Annotated in this window: 13 protein-coding genes and 1 tRNA gene; 10 read left to right on the top strand and 4 right to left on the bottom strand. The window is 42.8% G+C overall.

Annotated features, from left to right (window positions below):
• Positions 1-67: 67 nt before the first annotated feature.
• On the top strand, positions 68-2113 hold the full coding sequence (gene betT, locus RCH20_RS01415) for a choline BCCT transporter BetT (RefSeq protein ID WP_327192321.1): 2046 nt from the start codon (positions 68-70) through the stop codon (positions 2111-2113).
• Positions 2114-2409: 296 nt separating this feature from the next.
• On the opposite strand, the gene RCH20_RS01420 is transcribed toward betT, so the two are convergent.
• Positions 2410-3144, bottom strand: a complete 735-nt coding sequence (locus RCH20_RS01420; RefSeq protein ID WP_327192322.1) for a TetR/AcrR family transcriptional regulator — start codon at positions 3142-3144, stop codon at positions 2410-2412.
• Positions 3145-3451: 307 nt separating this feature from the next.
• On the opposite strand from RCH20_RS01420, the gene RCH20_RS01425 reads away from it, so the two are divergent.
• From RCH20_RS01425 to RCH20_RS01450, 6 genes are all read left to right on the top strand, one after another.
• Positions 3452-4603, top strand: coding sequence for an acyl-CoA dehydrogenase family protein (locus tag RCH20_RS01425; RefSeq protein ID WP_209956872.1), 1152 nt, complete (start codon positions 3452-3454; stop codon positions 4601-4603).
• A 136-nt stretch (positions 4604-4739) separates the two neighbouring features.
• Positions 4740-5948, top strand: coding sequence for an acetyl-CoA C-acetyltransferase (locus RCH20_RS01430; RefSeq protein WP_327192323.1), 1209 nt, complete (start codon positions 4740-4742; stop codon positions 5946-5948).
• Between the two features lie 225 nt (positions 5949-6173).
• Entirely contained in the window at positions 6174-8375 is a 2202-nt protein-coding gene (locus tag RCH20_RS01435) for a 3-hydroxyacyl-CoA dehydrogenase NAD-binding domain-containing protein (protein ID WP_442793076.1), read from the top strand.
• Positions 8368-9471 (top strand): CaiB/BaiF CoA transferase family protein, encoded by a 1104-nt coding sequence (locus tag RCH20_RS01440; RefSeq protein ID WP_327192324.1) that lies wholly within the window; start codon positions 8368-8370, stop codon positions 9469-9471. The genes RCH20_RS01435 and RCH20_RS01440 overlap by 8 nt, the downstream gene beginning before the upstream one ends.
• A gap of 238 nt (positions 9472-9709) precedes the next feature.
• Positions 9710-11404: an AMP-binding protein gene (locus tag RCH20_RS01445; RefSeq protein ID WP_327192325.1), complete on the top strand. Its 1695-nt coding sequence runs from the start codon at positions 9710-9712 to the stop codon at positions 11402-11404.
• Positions 11405-11550: 146 nt separating this feature from the next.
• On the top strand, positions 11551-13239 hold the full coding sequence (locus RCH20_RS01450) for an AMP-binding protein (RefSeq protein ID WP_327192326.1): 1689 nt from the start codon (positions 11551-11553) through the stop codon (positions 13237-13239).
• Positions 13240-13774: 535 nt separating this feature from the next.
• Here the strand turns inward: RCH20_RS01450 and RCH20_RS01455 are convergent.
• Positions 13775-14158, bottom strand: a complete 384-nt coding sequence (locus tag RCH20_RS01455; RefSeq protein ID WP_327192327.1) for a VOC family protein — start codon at positions 14156-14158, stop codon at positions 13775-13777.
• Positions 14159-14453: 295 nt separating this feature from the next.
• Positions 14454-15326: a LysR family transcriptional regulator gene (locus tag RCH20_RS01460; protein WP_327192328.1), complete on the bottom strand. Its 873-nt coding sequence runs from the start codon at positions 15324-15326 to the stop codon at positions 14454-14456.
• 456 nt (positions 15327-15782) lie between these two features.
• Between RCH20_RS01460 and RCH20_RS01465 the strand changes: the two genes are divergently transcribed.
• The 3 genes from RCH20_RS01465 (at position 15783) to RCH20_RS01475 (ending at position 19014) form a co-directional block, all read left to right on the top strand.
• Positions 15783-16913: an S-(hydroxymethyl)glutathione dehydrogenase/class III alcohol dehydrogenase gene (locus RCH20_RS01465; RefSeq protein WP_327192329.1), complete on the top strand. Its 1131-nt coding sequence runs from the start codon at positions 15783-15785 to the stop codon at positions 16911-16913.
• 430 nt (positions 16914-17343) lie between these two features.
• Positions 17344-17958, top strand: a complete 615-nt coding sequence (locus RCH20_RS01470; protein ID WP_327192330.1) for a YceI family protein — start codon at positions 17344-17346, stop codon at positions 17956-17958.
• A gap of 369 nt (positions 17959-18327) precedes the next feature.
• Positions 18328-19014, top strand: coding sequence for a hypothetical protein (locus tag RCH20_RS01475; protein WP_327192331.1), 687 nt, complete (start codon positions 18328-18330; stop codon positions 19012-19014).
• Between the two features lie 247 nt (positions 19015-19261).
• Here the strand turns inward: RCH20_RS01475 and RCH20_RS01480 are convergent.
• Positions 19262-19348: transfer RNA gene (locus tag RCH20_RS01480), tRNA-Leu, on the bottom strand.
• Positions 19349-19413: the final 65 nt, after the last annotated feature.

Raw genomic sequence — 19413 nt, forward strand, 5'->3', positions numbered from 1 at the left:
CGTCATGATGGTATGGCGGGCAAGGTAATACACAGATTGTGATTAACTTTACCTATTGAGGTCTTTTATGTCGAGCTCGCCCTCAAAGGATGCGACGCAAACCCTGAGTCTAAATAAAACGGTTTTTTTAGGCTCAGCACTTATTTCTATTTTATTAATTGTTTGGACTATTTCTTTTCCAGATTATAGCGAAGCCTTACTCAGCTCAGGAATGACTTGGGTATCAGAGAGTCTTGGCTGGTATTACATGCTGGTGGTTGCGGCCTATAGTATTTTTGCTCTATTCATTGGTTTTTCGCGTTATGGCGATATCAAGCTGGGACAAGACCACGAAAAGGCACAGTTTCCCTTTTTAGCATGGGCGGCGATGCTGTTTTCAGCAGGTATTGGTATTGACTTGCTGTTTTTTGGCGCGTCCGAGCCCTTGATGCATTATTTAACGCCGCATGCTGGTCTGACACCAGCCAGTGAAGAGGCCATGCGCCAAGCAGTCGCTCAGACTTTCTTGCATTGGGGACTGCATGGCTGGGGTATTTATGCATTAATTGGTATGGCGTTGGCCTATTTTGCTTATCGCAAAAACATGCCGCTGGCGCTGCGTTCTCCCTTAACCCCAATCTTTGGCGAGCGTCTCATTAAGGGCTGGCTAGGTGATGGTATCGATACCTTCGGCGTCGTATGTACCCTAATGGGGATTGCGACCAGTCTAGGGATTGGCATATTACAGGCCAACGCTGGCTTGACCCATGTCTTCGGTATTGAATCGAGCAAAATGGTGCAGACTTTTATTATTGTCGGTGTGGTTGCGGCAGCGGCTATCTCAGCCATGACTGGTGTTGAGAGAGGCGTACGCCGTTTGTCTGAGTTTAATATGATAGCCGCTATATTATTGTTGGTTGCCATGTTGGTGATGGGCAATACGGTTTATCTGCTCAACACCTTTACGCAGAATATAGGTCAATACTTCCAAACCATCGTTGCAAAGACTTTTGACGTCTATGCTTATGACGGCACTGCTGGTGCCGAATGGAAGTCTGGCTGGACGATATTTTTCTGGGCATGGTGGGTGGCATGGGCGCCGTTTGTGGGCTTGTTTATCGCGCGCATCAGCCGTGGCCGTACCTTGCGTGAGTTCGTCTTTGGCGTGATGTTTATTCCACTAGGTTTCATCTTTGCCTGGTTTTCTATCTTCGGCAATTCGGCGCTCGACTTGGTAGCCAATGGCGCAACTGAGCTTGGTGAAATTGCTATTAATGATGCCGCAATGGGTATGTTTGCGTTGTTTGAGTATTATCCGTACAGTGATGTGTTGTCACTTGCTGGAGTTATTATTGGACTCGTATTCTTTATCACTTCTGCTGACTCAGGTGCCTTAGTATTGGCCAACCTTAGCTCAAGAGGAATGACCAATGATGTTGACGCGCCTATTTGGTTACGTCTGTTTTGGGCAGTAGCGACGGGTCTTATCACGCTTGGATTACTATTTGCCGGTGGCTTTGCCTCATTACAATCAGTATCTGTCATTGCTGGCTTACCGTTCTCGATTATTCTAGTGCTTTATATGATAGCCCTATGGAAATCATTAAAAGAAGAGGGCAATAAGCGCAAAGCCAGTACCATAGGTACGGCTAATGTGCTTAACAGTGGCAAAAGTTGGAAAGCGCGCTTGCAACGTATTGTGAGCTTCCCAGGTCACGCCCAAGTTGAGCATTTTTTACAGACTATCGTATTACCTGCTATGACTGACGTTGAGAACGAGCTAAAAGCAGGGGGATTGAACACCGTTTTAATCGTCCGTAATCCTGAGCATATTGGTCAAGATATAGATCAAGGTAAGGGCCAGGACAGCGTTCACATAGAAGGTCTAAAACTACAGGTCGGCCATGGCGAGCAAGATGACTTTATTTACGAAGTCAATTTGGTGAAAGCTGAGCGACCCAATTTCACGCTTAATACTTCCAGTAAGTTGGCTGAGTATTATTACCGAGCCGAGGTGTTCTTAAGTGATGGTTCGCAAGAGTATGATCTGGTTGGCTACACTAAAGAACAAGTATTGGTCGATATTCTCAATCAATATGAGCGTCATATGCAGTATCTACATCTAGAACGCTAGTCAGTCTTGAACGTCAACTACAGCTAGCAAGTTGTTATTATTTAGTCGTTATAGTATGTGATGAATGTTGTATAACAAAAAAACTCTAGCTCACGAGCTGGAGTTTTTTTGTTTATTTTTTAAGGTTCATTTAGGATATTGGGCGGTATAACACCGGGCTTGTTCTCGTCGTTGCTGTTCAAAAGTCATAACTGCCAAACCCCTTTTTGGCTTACTAACTTCATTCACCAAACAGTAGTGATTACGATAGAACAGCTACTACATTAACCTTCTTATCTATCTTGATATATAATTTATCAAGCTGTTTGAGTCTGCTTCTCAGGCTTAGACATGCTACGCCACAGGATCTCAAATAGTGCGTCAAAGTCGGCAGTCATCGGTGTGCGGGTCTGACGAATAATATGCATAAGGCCGAGACGACTTATGAATCCCATAAACACATCAAACAGTATATATAGCGGTACGGTATCATTAAGTACCCCTCTATTCTGGCCATCTGCCAACACAGTCAAAAACGCATCTATCAGCTCTTTATTCTCATAGATAGCAATATTACGATAGCGTGATACCGACACTGCAGACAACACCATAACGGCATCGGGTTGCGTATCCACAAAGTCTAAGCAGACCCACAGGGTCTTGCGCAAGCGTTCTTGCACATTATCAATGCCCTGCAGATGATCTAACATTCGAGCTGCTAGCCGTCCCAATACTTGATCCATAATGGCATACAGTACTGTTTGCTTGTCACCAAAATACTTATAGAGTGTTTGTAGTGACACATTTGCAGTGTTGGCAATCTGGATCATGGTGACGTCGTGAGCATCGTAACCGGCAAATAACTGACGCACTGCTTTTTCTATTTTATCCAAAGTAGCAGGGCGCATAGCGGATAACGGCGTCAGAGTTTGGGTTTCGGTAGTGCTATTGATTTTGTTGTCTGTGCTTTTACTCTGATTGCTTATCTCATTGAGTCCATAATAATCTGGATCACTGCTGCCATCTTGAGGGGGTGGTGTGAGAGTGGTCATGGGCCATTATTCCTTTAAAGGGCTAGGGTTTATGCGATTTGACAGGTTATTTATTAATTTACTAAACATAAGTAAATAGTATAACGGTAATATATATTACTATAATAAATTATTTAGTTGCAGATTACGTTTTAATTTCCTACTATAGGACTCATAAAGATTAATAAATACAACGAATATAGCAAGTATAGCAAAGGGTAATTATAATTACCATTTTATATACACTAAGCTTTATATGTTTCGTTTAGTGCGTACTGCACAACTTTAATTTAACCGTTAGAACGTTAACCTCGTCAAGGATAGACACATGAGTATTGAACACTTTACCCCCAACTGGATGACCGAAGAACATCAAATGGTACACGATAGCGCCCTGAAAATGTTTAAATCATGGGATCCAAAAGACGAACAGTGGCGTGAAAATGGCCAGATTGATCGCGCTGCTTGGGAAGAAGCTGGCGCAAATGGCTTTTTGTGCGCCTCAATGCCAGAAGAGTACGGTGGCGGCGGTGGTGATTTCGGTCATGAAGCGGCGCTTATTTATGCTCAAGCTGAAGCCAACCAAGCCGGGTTTGGTGGTTTGGTTCATTCAGGGATCATCGCGCCTTATATTTTGAACCATGGTACTGAAGAGCAGAAAAAAGAATGGCTGCCTAAAATGGCCACTGGCGAGCGAATCGGTGCTATTGCTATGACTGAGCCTGGTACAGGGTCAGATCTACAAAATATCAAAACGTTCGCAGTAAAAGATGGCGACGACTATATTATCAATGGTTCAAAAACCTTTATTACCAATGGTCAGCATGCCAATCTTATTATTGTGGCTTGTAAAACCGATCGTGAAAAAGGGGCACAAGGTGTATCGCTTATTGTGGTCGAAACTGAGAATTCTCCAGGCTTTGAGCGCGGTAAAAAGCTAAAAAAACTTGGTTTGGCATCACAAGATACCTCTGAGTTATTCTTTAGTGATATGCGGGTACCACAAAAGAACTTGTTAGGTACTATGGAAGGTCTGGGCTTCATGCAGCTTATGCAAGAGTTACCACGTGAGCGTCTGATTATTGCCTTGACTGGTGTGGGTGCTATGAAGTTGGGTATCGAGTTAACCCTTGATTATGTCAAGCAACGCGAAGCATTTGGTAAGCCAATCTGGAAATTCCAGAATACGCGCTTTAAGATGGCTGAGTGCTATGCAGACTATCTAGCATCACGCAGTATGTGTGACGCCGCTATTGATGCTCTGTTAGAGAACAAGCTTTCTGTACCGCATGCTTCATTGATCAAATACTGGGTCACAGAAAAACAGTGTGAAGTTTTAGATGAGTGTGTACAGCTGTTTGGTGGTTATGGTTATATGTCGGAGTATCCAATTGCCCGTATATACGCTGATTCTCGAGTGCAAAAAATCTACGGCGGCACTAACGAAATCATGAAAGAGCTTGCGTCACGCTTTATGTAATCGCTTATCTAACGGCATTCATTAAAACTGCAGCACCTGCTACTATTATTGATTACTTAATTGAGGAGACTTGTTCTCCTCAATACCTCATTATTTATTACCTCATTATTAATCAAAGATAAAAAAGGGATTTTTTATGACTCAGACAGCTTATATCTATGATTCGATTCGAACGCCTCGCGGTAAAGGAAAAAAAGAGGGTTCCCTTTATCAAGCGACACCAATCTGGTTGGTCCGTACCCTATTAAAAGAAATGCAACAGCGCCACAATCTTGATACCAGCTTGGTTGATGATGTGGTGCTGGGTTGTGTGACCCCAGTTGGCGAACAAGGCTCAGATATTGCGCGGGTTGCTGTGCTCGATGCGGGCTGGGATCAAAGCGTTGCCGGCGTAACCTTGTCACGATATTGTGCATCAGGCCTAGAGTCTATTAATTTGGCAGCTGCTAAAATCATGTCTGGTATGGAAGACATGGTAGTAGCAGGTGGCGTTGAGTCTATGAGCCGCATACCTATGGGTTCTGATGGCGGCGCTTGGTATATGGATCCGCGCGTTAATGACGCTACTGGTTTTGTACCACAAGGTGTTGGCGCTGATACTTCAGCGACTCTAGAAGGCTTTAGCCGTACAGACGTCGATGAGTTTGCTGCTGAGTCACATCGCCGCGCTGCTGCTGCTTGGGACAAAGGCTATTACGACAAGTCGGTCGTTCCTGTCACTGACCTCAATGGTATGACATTATTAGCCAAGGATGAGACTATCCGTCCTAATACCAACGTGGAAACTTTAGCCGGTCTTAATCCCTCGTTTGTCATGCCAGGTAAAATGGGCTTTGATAGCGTTATCTTAGATAAATATACTACGATTGAAAACGTCAATCATGTCCATCATGCGGGTAACTCTTCAGGTATCGTTGATGGGGCAGCACTTTGCTTAGTGGGTAGTGCCGCTGCTGGTAAAAAAGCCGGTCTAAAACCACGGGCAAAAATAACCATGGGTGCCGTGATTGGTTCTGAACCTATGATTATGCTGACGGGTCCGACCCCTGCTTGTCAAAAAGTGCTCGACAAAGCGGGTATGAAAGCATCAGACATCGACCTTTGGGAAATCAACGAAGCCTTCGCTGCTGTACCACTTAAAACCGCCAGAGACTTTGGCGTATCACTTGATATCGTTAACGTAAACGGTGGTGCTATTGCCATGGGTCATCCACTTGGTGCGACTGGTGCTATGTTACTGACCACCGTACTCGACGAACTAGAACGCCGCGATCTTAAAACAGCGATGGTTACGTTGTGCGTTGGCGCCGGTATGGGCATTGCGACCATTATCGAACGAGTATAGTCTGCCCACGATGATACGGCTGTTTATTAGACCTTATTTGCTATATCTGCTTTATTAATTAGAGCGTAGCTCACCTTTGGTTTTTGAATATTCGTATTATTGTGCATTGGTTATATAAGACACGGTTAACTCAGCATTATTAATATAAAACACTGTTAATTTAGCACTATCAATTTAGCACTATCAATTTAGATTGGAAGCCACAGAATATAAAAGGGATATAGGATGACTATCAACAACATAGATAGCACAGATAACATGGATAGCATAAACGTCATTAATGCATTGGCAAACTTTTCAGCCGAGCGTGATGATGATGGTATCGTCACAGTAATTATTGATCAAAGCGATCGTAAAATGAATGTAATTGGCGCCGGGTTCACTGAATCCTTTGCCACCCTGGCTGACAGCTTTGCCACTGATGAGTCTGCTAAAGGCTTGATTTTAACTTCAGCCAAAGAAACCTTTGTGGTTGGTGCAGATATTGATTCATTAGGACAAATCAAAACAGCTGAGCAAGCATTTGACTTAGTTGAAGATCTCAAAGGCAGTCTACGCAAACTAGAGTTATCTGGTAAGCCGGTAGTCGCTGCCATGACTGGTACTGCTTTAGGTGGTGGTCTTGAGATTGCCTTAGCTTGTCATTATCGTATTGCTATTGACTCGCCAAAGACCAAGCTTGGTCTGCCAGAAGTGAAATTAGGCTTGCTACCAGGTGGCGGTGGTACTCAACGTCTACCACGCTTAGTCGGCATCCAAAAATCATTAGAGCTGATGACTCAGGGCACAGAGTTACGTCCTGGCGCTGCAAAAGACATCGGTTTAATTGATGACACTGCTACTGATCAAGCAGACATGCTACAAAAAGCCAAAGAATGGATCAAGGCCAATCCTAAAGCGCAGCAGCCGTGGGATAAAAAAGGTTTTAGAATTCCTGGTGGCGACAGTATGAGTCCAAAAGTCGCGCAGATGTTTGCTATAGCACCCGCGATGGCCAATCAAAAGTCGCATGGTAACTATCCTGCCATCACCCATATTATGTCTAGTGTGTTTGAAGGTTGTATCGTTGATATTGATACTGGCTTAAAAGTCGAGTCTCGTTATTTTGTAGCATGTGTGCTGTCTCCTGAAGCCAACAACATGATCAATACGCTTTGGACTCAGCTTAACAGTATCAAAAAAGGCCAGTCACGTCCTAACGGCTTTGAGAAATATAAGACTAAAAAGGTCGGTATTCTTGGCGCGGGTATGATGGGTGCTGGTATTGCTTATGTGACTGCCAAAGCAGGTATGGAAGTGGTATTACTGGATACTGAGATAGCCGGTGCTGAAAAAGGTAAAGACTACTCAACTAAAATTCTTGATAAAGCCATCAGCCGTGGCCGCTCAACGGTAGAGAAAAAACAAGCATTGCTGGATAAGATTAAACCTACTGTCTCTTATAGTGACTTAGAAGGTTGTGATTTAATCATTGAAGCGGTGTTTGAAAACCGTGAAATCAAAGCAAAATGTACGCAGCAATCTGAAGCGGTTATTGCTGAGTCAGCGGTCTATGCCTCAAATACGTCGACACTGCCAATCACTGGTTTAGCCACCGCCAGTAAGCGTCCAAATCAGTTCATTGGTTTGCACTTTTTCTCTCCGGTAGATAAGATGCCATTGGTTGAAATCATCATGGGTAAAGAGACTGATGATGAGACCTTGGCCAAAGCCTTTGACTATGTATTGCAAATTGGTAAGACCCCGATTGTGGTTAATGACAGTCGTGGTTTCTATACTTCACGTGTCTTCGCCACTTATGTGTCAGAAGGCATCGCCATGCTAGGCGAGGGAGTCCATCCTCGCAGTATCGAAGTTGCGGGTATAAAAGCGGGTATGCCAATGGCACCATTAGCGCTTCAAGACGAAGTGACATTGAGCCTAGTCCGTCATATCACTGAGCAAAACAACCGTGATATGGAAGCAGAGGGTAAGCCAGTAGTGGTCCATCCTTCTTACGAAGTGATTAAAACAGTTGGTGAAGAGCATGGTCGTGAAGGTAAGCGCTTCGGTAAGGGTTTTTATGATTATCCAGAAAATAGTGAAAAGCGCTTATGGCCTGAACTAACCAACTTGTTCCCAGCCACTGCAGAGCAACCATCACAACAAGACCTAGTCGATCGCTTGATGTTTATTCAAGTTAACGAGTCAGCCAAGTGTTATGAAGAAGACGTCGTACGCTCTGTTGCAGATACCAACGTTGGTTCTATCTTTGGTTGGGGCTTTGCACCGCAACATGGTGGTACCTTACAGTTCGTCAACGCGATGGGTGCAGACAAGTTCGTTGCCCGTAGTCGTGAACTTGCCAAACAATACGGCGAGCGCTTTGAGCCTGCCCAAATCTTGGTAGAAATGGCTGAAAAAGGTGAGGAGTTTGTCGATGCCTAACAACATATCCTCAAATACGTCATCAGGTATTGCTCAAATGACTGATTGTCTTCAAGGGTTGCGAGTTGTCGATTTGACTCGCAATCTACCAGGGCCATTTGCGACTCGTTTGCTTGCAGATTTGGGGGCAGAGATTATCAAAATCGAGCCTATGAACGGTGACCCTGCCCGAGCATTGGGCGGGCTATTTGAAGCTCTGAATCACGGCAAGACTATTGAGAAGTATGACTTCCGTGATCCCGAAGGCATCGAGTCAATCAAGACCCATCTTAAAGATGCGGATGTGATGTTAGACAGTTTTCGTCCTGGCGTACTAGAAGGTATGGGCCTTGATGCCAAAACCCTTCACGCCATTAATCCAAAGCTGGTCATGGTCTCGATTACTGGGTATGGCTTAGCGACGGGCGATGACGCTAAGCAGGAAATTAAGCACGAGTGGGCGGATAAAGCGGGCCATGACATCAATTTTATGGCTATGAGCGGCGTTCTAGATCAGTTAAAGACCGCGGAGGGCGAACAGGCTATGCCTAACATCCAGTTTGCAGATTTAGCTGGGGGTAGCGATACAGCAGTGATAGCTCTATTAGCTTCAGTGCTCGCCGCCGAGCGAACGGGCAAAGGTCGACATGTCTCAGTCAGTATGACTCACAGCTTATATCAGCATATGATCATGCCAAAAGCGACAGGCACCCTGGTCAAGAGCTTTTCAGGTCAGACCCCGCCACCACAGTACGACTTTTTGGGTGGGTTGCTGCCTTGTTACCGTCTATACAAGACGGCTGACGATCGCTATATGGCTGTGGGTTCTTTAGAGCTTAAGTTTTGGCAAGGATTGTGCGATGTATTAGCGCTGCCTGAGCTCAAAACAAAACACTGGCAACTTGGGATAATGCCTAATATGCCGGACAGTAAAGCTGCTGCCAAGACTGTCGCTGAGACTTTTGCCAGTCAGCCACTTGCGCATTGGCAACAGGCCTTTGAATCTGCAGACGTCTGTGTGACTCCGGTGTTGACCTTGGAAGAAGCAAAAGCGCACCCGCTATTCGCCCATCAAGATCAACATCAAGCAACAGCGGGCTGGCAGTTATTTGAGTGAGACCATCAAATTTGCTGAATGATTACTAGCCTATCTAAAGACTTTTAGTATGATCTTTAGGTAGGCTATATTGTTTAATTATTAGCTGGTTTAGTGAATGTTGCGTTGACACTAAAGTAGGTTCATTAAGGCCGGTTATTGTCTTTTTACTTTGCTTCGTTGTTCAATTCTATTACCCTGACACTTTAAGCCATATATATTTGCCCATTTTTTTAATTTGAGCTAAGGATAGCCAATTATGGAAAAATTTTGGACTGAAAAATATCCTGCAGGGGTATTAAAGGAGGTTGCTAGCGATCAGTACCCTTCGTTAACCCATCTGTTTGACGACATGTTCGCCAATTACGCCAATCGAGAATTCAGCACCAATATGGAAGTGAGCTATACCTATGCACAAATTGATGTTATTTCTAAGAACATCAGTGCTTGGTTACAGAGTCAAGGGCTAAAAAAAGGCGATAAAGTGGCATTGATGATGCCCAACGTTAACCAATATATGCCAATTGTACTTGGAATTCTGCGGGCAGGTTATGTGGTCACTTCAATCAACCCGATGTATACCGCACGCGAACTTAAGCATCAGCTTGATGATACCCAAGCCTCTATACTCTTTATCCTAGAGCCTTTTTGTCAGGTATTAGAAAAAATCGTTAGTGACAGTCAGGTCAAGACGGTAATCGTCAGCAAAATTGGCGACATGCTGGGTACGGCTAAAGGGACATTAGTCAATTTAATGGCTAAGCATGTCAAAAAAGCGGTGCCAGCGCACGGTCTAAAGTCTAACAGTCAGTACCAGCTGATTGACCTCAAAGCCGTGATGTCTAAAGGTAAGTCTCTGCCATACGTTCGTCCTGAGCAAAATATTGACGACTTGGCATTTGTGCAATATACCGGCGGTACGACAGGTGTGGCTAAGGGGGTACTCTTGAGCCATCGCAACCTGATATCAGGCACCATGCAGTTTGATGCCTGGTTAGCACCGACCTATAAAAATATTAAAGAAGGCACCGTCGTTAACTCTATAATCGCTTTGCCTCTCTATCACTTCTTTGCATTTATGGTAGTGATGATAGGTATTCGCGCCGGCCACCATTTTACCTTAATCACGAATCCGCGTGATATAGATGGTTTTATTAAAACTCTGGCAACCAGGCCTTTCCATATCTTGCCAGCAGTCAACACTCTGTTCCAAGCACTGATTCAACATCCCGATATCGAAAATCTTGATTTTTCTAACTTGATAATTTCATTATCAGGCGGCATGGCAGCGACCCCAGCGACGTCACAAAAATGGATTGATATGACTGGTACGGCTTTAGTCCAAGGCTGGGGAATGACTGAAACAGTGGCTGTTGGCACACTGAACCCCATTGTTGCCAAAGCTGACTTTAACGGTAAAATCGGTATGCCACTACCTGGTGTCGACATGACTATCCGTGATGACGACGAAAATGAGTTACCAATCGGTGAAATCGGTGAGATATGCCTAAAAGGCGATAACGTCACGCAAGGCTATAATAATATGGATAGCTCTGCATACTTTACTCACGATGGTTACCTTAAGACTGGTGACATCGGGGCAATCGGTGAAGACGGTTATGTCACCTTATATGACCGCAAAAAAGATATGTTGATTGTTAGCGGTTTTAATGTCTTTCCGAATGAAGTAGAAGGGGTAGTCGGCATGCATCCTAAGGTATCTGAATGTGGTGTGGTCGGGGTTGATGATCTTAAGCGTGGCCAGGCGATTAAAGTGTTTGTGGTTAAATCTGATAAGAGCTTAACTGAAGATGAAATCATCGAGCACTGTAAAGAAAATTTAACCGGCTATAAGCGTCCACGTTATATTGAATTCTGTGATGAGCTGCCTAAATCGTCAGTAGGCAAAATATTGCGTAATGAATTGCGTAAAAAAGCTTCTATAAGCGGTTAATATTCACGCTATAATTGAATTTATTAGTTTAAATTTATGCTAAAAAGACCTTATTTCATACTACTTATTTCATACTAAAGGTATCTCTAGAAAATCTTGAACTGAGTTCTATTTTCTGGCTTAATATCTGCTAAGGAAAGCTTACTATGAATAAAATTTGGACAGACAGTTATCCTGAAGGTGTAAGGTCTGAAATGACCTGTGAGCACAAAACCCTACCTGATTTTTTTGACAAGGTATTCGCTAAATATGCTCAAAAAGAATTCAGTACTAACATGGGGGTGACTTATAGCTATGATGAGATCAACAACATATCTCGAGATATTGCCGCCTGGCTGCAGACTCTAGGACTAGCAAGAGGGGCTACCATCGGCATCATGATGCCGAACGTCAATCAGTATCTGCCAGTAGTTATTGGTGTCATCCGTGTTGGTTTGGTTTTGACTTCGATTAATCCTCTATACACCGCACGTGAACTTAAGCATCAATTAACTGATTCAAATGCTTCGGCAATTTTCATTTTAGAGCCGTTTTGTGAGACTTTAGAAAAAGTTGTTAATGATACCGAGGTCAAGACGGTAATCATTAGTATGATTGGCGACATGCTAGGTACCGTAAAAGGTACCGTTGTGAATCTGGCGGCTAAACATATTAAAAAGGCTATCCCGAGTCATGGGTTAAAGTCGAACTCTAAGTACAAAGTACTCAGCTTCAAATCTGTAGTGAAGCAAGGTAAAGCTTTACCTTATTCACGCCCTGTGATCCAACCTGACGATTTAGCTATTTTACAATATACAGGCGGGACGACAGGGGTTGCGAAAGGGCTATTAGTCAGTAATTATAACGTAGTGATAGCAACCACTCAGTTCGAAGAGTGGTTTAAGCCTGTTTACAAGAAGCTGCCTCGAGATACTCAGGTCAACACCATCATTGCTCTACCGTTATATCATATTTATGCCTTCATTCTACTGCTGCTCGGTGTTCGTGTCGGGCAACACCTAACCTTAGTAACTAATCCGCGTGATATTGATGGCTTTGTTAAGATACTAGGGCAGCGCCCGTTCCACATTTTGCCTGCGGTCAATACCCTGTATCAGGCATTACTGAACAATGATAAATTCAAGACCCTTGATTTTTCAAATTTAAAGCTATCACTTTCAGGTGGGATGGCAGCAACCCCAGCCACCGCCAAGAAGTGGAAAGACACGACGGGTCTGCCGATTCTTGAAGGCTGGGGCATGTCAGAGGGCTTAGGTGTCGGTACTGCCAACCCCTTGGACAATACTGATTACAACGGTAATATCGGTTTACCTTTGCCTGGGGTCGAGATCGATATTCGTGATGATGAGGGCAATATTCTAGCGCTGGGTGAAGTTGGAGAGATGTGTATTAAAGGAGATAACATCGTCTCAGGTTATCACAACATCGATAATGCTGGCTTCTTCACGGCCGATGGTTATCTCAAGACTGGTGATGTGGCTTCCATGAATGAGCAAGGCTTTATTCAGATATATGATCGCAAAAAAGATATGCTAATCGTTAGTGGCTTTAACGTATTTCCCAATGAAGTAGAAAACGTCATTGGTATGCATCCTAAAGTTGCTGAGTGTTCAGTAGTTGGCGTAGATGACGAAGATCAGGGCCAAACGGTCAAAGCTTATGTGGTGAAATCTGACAGCAGTCTTACTGAGCAAGATATTAAAGACTTCTGCAAAGAGAGCTTGACCGGCTATAAACGTCCTCGTCATGTTGAGTTTATAGATGAGCTGCCTAAGTCTACTGTTGGTAAAATACTACGCCATGAGCTACGAAAAAAAGCCAGTGCCGCTTCTTAATTGATGGGCCATGGTTCTTTATAAAACTCTATTCTGACGAGTTATATACGGCTATTTCTGGTCGTTTATAGCTCGTTTATAGCTCGTTTATAGCTCGTTTATAGCTCGTTGATAGCAGATGGCTTAAAATACCTTAAAAACGCTAGGGTACTGCTGGTATAAGCTTTTGCAGCCTCTGTCTGCGTAGGCACAGCAAGCAAGAAAAACGTATGCCAGCAGTAGGTTATGTATCGATATTACTTTTCATTGACTATATCTGTTAGACGTATCGACTATATTATGATCCGTTTATTATTTACTGCAATCAGGGTTTGTCTTGTTATTTTAATAGTTTGACCGTAGCATCATAATGTTCCATATCGATTAACTGACTAGATATCTTAGGTAAAACAGTCATAGAGATCAAGGCTTGCTGTAATAAATTTGATGCCAGTCAATACGAAAAAATCCCGCACAATGGCGGGATTTTTGTGACTCTTTTATTACTCACCTGGTCGCTATTTCAACGATAAATAGCGGAACGGTATGACCGCTTTTATTCAGCATCAAAGCAATAAGCGGTCAGCTTGTTGCCATCTAAATCACGAACATAAGCTGCATAAGCGTTAGGCGCCCAACCACGTGTTCCTGGTAGTCCTGCGTCCGTGCCACCAGCACTTAATGCAGCGGCATGAAATGCATCAATAGCAGCGCGGCTAGAAGCAGCAAAGCTGACTGTAACGCCATTACCGATAGTTGCTGGCTCGCCATCAATAGGTCTCATTACGAAGAAAGAAGGCGCATCTTTACCCCATATTGCTCCAGCTTCGCCCAAATCAGCAATGCGTTTAAGTCCTAATGTGTCTAGCACGTTATCATAGAAGGTACGCGCTTTATTTAAATCCTTGGTACCAACAGTAACATGAGTAAAAATGCTCATATGTTTCTCTCCAGATGTGAATAGTTTTTGACTGACAGTTATTTATTGAAATAAAGCAGGTTAACTGCTTCGTTCATCGATGGCAAACATCATATATTGTTCCGCCGCAAAGGTAACCCGCTAAATGGTAAATAACTTTTACTGCTTGGTAATAGAAAGCTTGGTAACAATCGCGTTCTTTGGGCGCTTAAGGTAACTTTTAATCACCCAAGAGAGAGTAGTCGCTGTCTGCAATCTAGCAAAGTGAAATATGAGGTAGGTGGAGGTAGCGCCAGTCAACATTATTATGGTCCAGCTATACTCTTGGTAAGTATTCTACTAGATAGTCTACTAACAGCCTAATCTTTGGGGATAAATGACGGTTGTGCGGATAAACTGCCCATATTTCTTCTTCCGGCTCCCTATAATCATCTAGCAAGCTTATCAGCTCTCCTGACTCTAAGTGTTTTTGTACGTAGTAGTCAGGGAGTTGTACGATGCCCAGACCTTTTAAAGCGGCATCAACCAAACTATAACCGCTGTTATAATGTACGTTACCCGTCACTCGAATATTCTTCTCTTTACCCGCTTCTTTGAAATGCCAGTAATCTCGAGTCCCCAGTAAGCAATTATATTGATTAAGGTCAGCCAAAGAATAGGGTCGACCATATTTATCAACATAAGAGGGCGACGCACAGACAAAATTGGTGCGGCAACTGAGCTTTTTGGCCATCATGGTGGAGTCGTTCAGCTTGCCAATGCGAATGGCTAAGTCATAAGCACCCTCAACCAAATCAATCTTTTGGTTGCTTAAAAATGCGGTCACTTCAATATCACTATACTGCAACATAAAATCATTCACTAATGGCAATAGCTGTTGCTCCCCATAAGTGACGGGTGCAGTGAGTTTGATTTTACCCTGCGGTTTTGATTGCAAATTACTCACCGCTTGTTCAGCAGCATCTAAGCCATCAAGTACTGCCCGGCAATGCTGATAAAAAATATGACCTTCTTCGGTTAACGACACCTTGCGCGTGGTACGATAAAGTAACTTAATATTGAGACGCTTTTCTAAGGCGCTGACTTGACGGCTGACTTGTGCGGTAGAGATACCTATCTTTTTTGCAGCTTGAGTAAAGCTTTCGTATTCTGCAACATAGACGAACTCACTGACGCCTTGCCATTTCATGATTATTACCGTTATGTAAAAGATATTTTCAAATATAGCATATTATCACTGGTTCAGAAATAGTATAAAATGGCAGTATAAATTCAAACATGCTACAGTCTCTTACAGACGGTCATTATAGATGCACGGCTAACGCTCGTTGATATACAGTAACTAAAACAAGATCGCTAAAAGTGGAGCTACAGCCAGTCCAAAATAAAATAGATATATTTGTATTAGCGTACTACTGTATCGTTTATAAATTAGATTGACTATATACCTGCCTGAAATAGGCTGTCAGTCTCAGCTGTTAACGGCTTAGTTATCAATAGCCAATTAGAAAGACCGTCACCTAAAAAAACAGTCATCTAAAAAAACAGTCATTAAAAAAACAGTCATCTAAAACAGAAAGATTAAAATTCCAGTTATTAAAAACCAAATTAACAACAGCCAAATTACCAAAAAATAGGGATTATTATGTCAGATAAATTTATTAAATCTAAAGCCGCCATTGCTTGGGGACCAAATCAACCACTCTCAGTTGAAGAAGTGGACGTCATGCTGCCACGCAAAGGCGAAGTATTGGTAAAAATCATTGCTAGTGGTGTTTGTCATACTGATGCCTATACTTTATCTGGTGAAGATCCAGAAGGAGTCTTCCCTGCTATTTTAGGTCATGAAGGCGGCGGTATCGTTGAGCAAATCGGCGAAGGCGTGACTAGCGTGCAAGTCGGCGATCATGTCATTCCTTTATACACCGCCGAATGTGGCGTGTGCAAAATGTGTACTTCAGGTAAAACCAATCTATGTTCAGCTGTACGTGAAACTCAAGGTAAAGGTTTGATGCCAGATGGCACCACCCGTTTTTATAAAGATGGTCAGCCAATTTATCATTATATGGGCTGCTCAACTTTCTCTGAATATACCGTTTTGCCAGAGATTTCTTTGGCAAAAGTGAACAAAGAGGCACCGTTAGAAAAAGTTTGTCTGCTTGGTTGTGGCGTCACTACTGGTATGGGCGCAGTCATGAACACTGCCAAGGTTGAAGAGGGCTCTACCGTGGCTATCTTTGGTCTGGGCGGCATCGGTCTAGCAGCCGTTATCGGTGCAAGCATGGCCAAAGCCAGCCGTATTATCGGTGTTGATATTAACGAAGATAAGTTTGAGCTGGCCAAAAAGTTAGGGGCAACTGATTGCATCAACTCTAAAGACTACGATAAGCCTATTCAAGAAGTCATCGTTGAAATGACTGATGGCGGCGTGGACTATTCATTTGAATGTATCGGTAACGTCGATGTCATGCGTTCAGCGCTTGAGTGCTGCCATAAAGGCTGGGGCGAGTCGGTTATCATTGGAGTTGCTGGCGCGGGCAAAGAGATTTCAACCCGTCCATTCCAACTAGTGACCGGTCGAGTCTGGAAAGGCTCAGCATTTGGTGGTGTTAAAGGCCGTACAGAATTGCCAGGTTACGTAGAGCGTTATCTAGAAGGCGAGATCCCATTAAATGATTTCATTACCCATACTATGCCACTTGAAGATATCAACGAAGCCTTTGATCTGATGCATAAAGGCGAAAGTATCCGCTCGGTTATCCACTTTGATGCTTAATTAAATAGATAAGCCGTCACTATTAGATATTAATTTTAGTAAAAATGCTGTCCTTTATAGGGCAGCATTTTACATTTTGACAGGCAGATAGTACGAACAAGGCTGACTCACTTCTATAGCCAGTTCAAAATAATATAGATGTATTTGTGTCAGCGTGCTACTGGTATAGTCAATGAAAAGTAATGTCGATACATAACATACTGCTGGCATAAGTTTTCTTGCTTGCTGTGCCTACGTAGACAGAGGCTGCAAAAAATTCATAACAACAGCACCGTATCGTTTTTAAATTGGATTAACTGTATTAATTTAAAATCAAGAAATGAGATATAAGTTGCTTGGATGCTACTTTTTCATCATGATGTAAAGAAAGCGTTTATTATCACTAAGGAAGCGTTCCGCAGGTAAAATCATTTAACAAAGGAATGTAATTATGACCCCGCTTTCATCTGACCAAGTACTGTTTGATTGGCGTAAATCACTAGGCGCGCTATTATTGATAGTCGGTTGTGTCGGTAGCAGCCATGCCGCCACCTATAATATTGAGCCTACCCATACCAACGCCCGCTTTGCCATTGATCACTTCAAAACCTCTACTAATACCGGTGGCTTTTATAATATCACGGGACAGTTGCAATACGATCCAAAAGCAAAGACTGGCAACGTATCGCTAGTTATACCAATAAATTCATTAAACACTGGCAATAAAGAATTCGACATTACGCTAAAGAGTAGTGACTTTTTTGATATGGAACAATTTCCGTTGGCTTATTTTGAGTCGACCAAGTGGCATTTTGCGACTGACCAAGCCAGCCCAAAGGTTGCGCGAGTCGATGGCAAACTAACGCTACATGGTGAAACTCATCCGATAACCTTAACCGCAACCAAGTTTAACTGTTATTTTAGCCCGATACTCAGAAAATCAGTCTGCGGTGGTGATTTTACGACTGTGATTGATCGGACTAAGTGGGGCCTAAGTAAGTACTCTTTATTAGGAATAACCAAGTATCTGACTTTAAATATTCAAGTTGAGGCTGCTAAGCAATAGCTAGCAGCGAGAATAAAAAAGGCTGAGACTTGCTATAATAAGCCTCAGCCTTTTTTAGAATGTTACACTATATTTCATAATTTTCTGTAGGGTACTTGAGCGGTCAATTATCTGACATTGAGTGCCCTATATCCAGCGACTTAGTAACATCTGCTATTTTGCGTTTGATTATTATGTTGATATGATGGTCTCGAGTGTGTGTTCTTAGTTAAACGGCTTCTAGCTGTTGGCCGTACTGGTGTTCTTTTTTTAGGTTAGTATAACCTCTTGAGCGATTTCCAATTTCAGTACGCTGCTACAGCTCTATAATCTACTACTTTGTAGTAACAGACATCTAACAAATTTAACTTAAAGAAAAGGCAGTACCGAATGACCAATAATAACCCATACAACCTTATACCTCTAAAGCCCACAGGTAGAAACGAGACTAATAGCGGCAATACTTATTCTCCTGAAGATATGATTAAGATATATGAGCAACAATTTTTGACCCAAGTGCCTGATGAAAAATTAAAAGAATTCCCATCAGTTCTAAAAGGCTTTTATGATATTGATGATAATACTTTAGATATTTGTGCAGTTGTTTTTGATGCAGTCGCTGATTCCTGCATCATCTATAACCATAAGGTAAAAGTAGGGGATTATGAGATATTAGGGGGCTTAGTAACAGAAGAGCTTGCAGAGGGCGATGGCTATGAAGTCAAGGGGGCACAGGCCTACACCCTAGAATGTAAGCGTACTTTTTTGATTAATGATGTAGAGATGCCTTATCAGTTTAATTTGTTTGTCCATGGCGATAGCTATTCTACTTTAACCAAAAAAGAGTCTTTACTAGAAAAAGTATACTGGTTTGTAAGTGATGGATTTGAAGAGAATTTACTAGGTGATCCTGACAATCAAGAAAGCTTAGAGTCTATTAACGAAGCGTTAGCCAGCTCAGGTATCCGAGAAATGGATTTAACTACCATATATGAACTAGTCGACTATATAGAAGACAGCATAATAGATGATGACATGGTAGAAGCGCTTAATACGCTACTAGATAATGCCGAATAGTATTATAAAGAGGGTCAAACTGACTTAATTTAAACTATTTAGTAGTTAATTAGTTCCAGTAAAGAAAGCTCTACCGAATCGGTAGGGCTTTTTATTTTTTTGTCTAACTTTTGAGTTGTCACAAAACTTGCGAAGTTGGTTTAAATCCATCTCAAATCTTAGAAATGGATTACTTTTTTCTAGAAAGTGGTAAATCGCAGGCAACAAAAAACCCTTGCAATCCGTAGACTGTAAGGGTTTTGCATATTGGTACCGGTGGTCGGACTTGAACCGACACGCTTTTAAAGGCAACGGATTTTGAATCCGTCATGTCTACCAATTCCATCACACCGGCGTGTTAGGTGATAATGTATTTGCTGCCAAACATTATCGAATTGGGCTACAGGGTTAGCTGTATAG

This window comes from Psychrobacter sp. PL15 (genome assembly GCF_035984995.1).
Taxonomy (GTDB): Bacteria; Pseudomonadota; Gammaproteobacteria; order Pseudomonadales; family Moraxellaceae; genus Psychrobacter.

Excerpts from the sequence above, each read along its gene's own strand:
- RCH20_RS01435 (WP_442793076.1), top strand. The coding sequence starts at position 6,174 with ATGACTATCAACAACATAGATAGCACAGATAACATGGATAGCATAAAC.
- RCH20_RS01430 (WP_327192323.1), top strand. The coding sequence starts at position 4,740 with ATGACTCAGACAGCTTATATCTATGATTCGATTCGAACGCCTCGCGGT.
- RCH20_RS01460 (WP_327192328.1), bottom strand. The coding sequence starts at position 15,326 with ATGAAATGGCAAGGCGTCAGTGAGTTCGTCTATGTTGCAGAATACGAA.
- RCH20_RS01420 (WP_327192322.1), bottom strand. The coding sequence starts at position 3,144 with ATGACCACTCTCACACCACCCCCTCAAGATGGCAGCAGTGATCCAGAT.
- RCH20_RS01440 (WP_327192324.1), top strand. The coding sequence starts at position 8,368 with ATGCCTAACAACATATCCTCAAATACGTCATCAGGTATTGCTCAAATG.
- RCH20_RS01465 (WP_327192329.1), top strand. The coding sequence starts at position 15,783 with ATGTCAGATAAATTTATTAAATCTAAAGCCGCCATTGCTTGGGGACCA.
- RCH20_RS01470 (WP_327192330.1), top strand. The coding sequence starts at position 17,344 with ATGACCCCGCTTTCATCTGACCAAGTACTGTTTGATTGGCGTAAATCA.
- RCH20_RS01475 (WP_327192331.1), top strand. The coding sequence starts at position 18,328 with ATGACCAATAATAACCCATACAACCTTATACCTCTAAAGCCCACAGGT.
- RCH20_RS01445 (WP_327192325.1), top strand. The coding sequence starts at position 9,710 with ATGGAAAAATTTTGGACTGAAAAATATCCTGCAGGGGTATTAAAGGAG.
- RCH20_RS01450 (WP_327192326.1), top strand. The coding sequence starts at position 11,551 with ATGAATAAAATTTGGACAGACAGTTATCCTGAAGGTGTAAGGTCTGAA.
- RCH20_RS01425 (WP_209956872.1), top strand. The coding sequence starts at position 3,452 with ATGAGTATTGAACACTTTACCCCCAACTGGATGACCGAAGAACATCAA.
- betT (WP_327192321.1), top strand. The coding sequence starts at position 68 with ATGTCGAGCTCGCCCTCAAAGGATGCGACGCAAACCCTGAGTCTAAAT.
- RCH20_RS01455 (WP_327192327.1), bottom strand. The coding sequence starts at position 14,158 with ATGAGCATTTTTACTCATGTTACTGTTGGTACCAAGGATTTAAATAAA.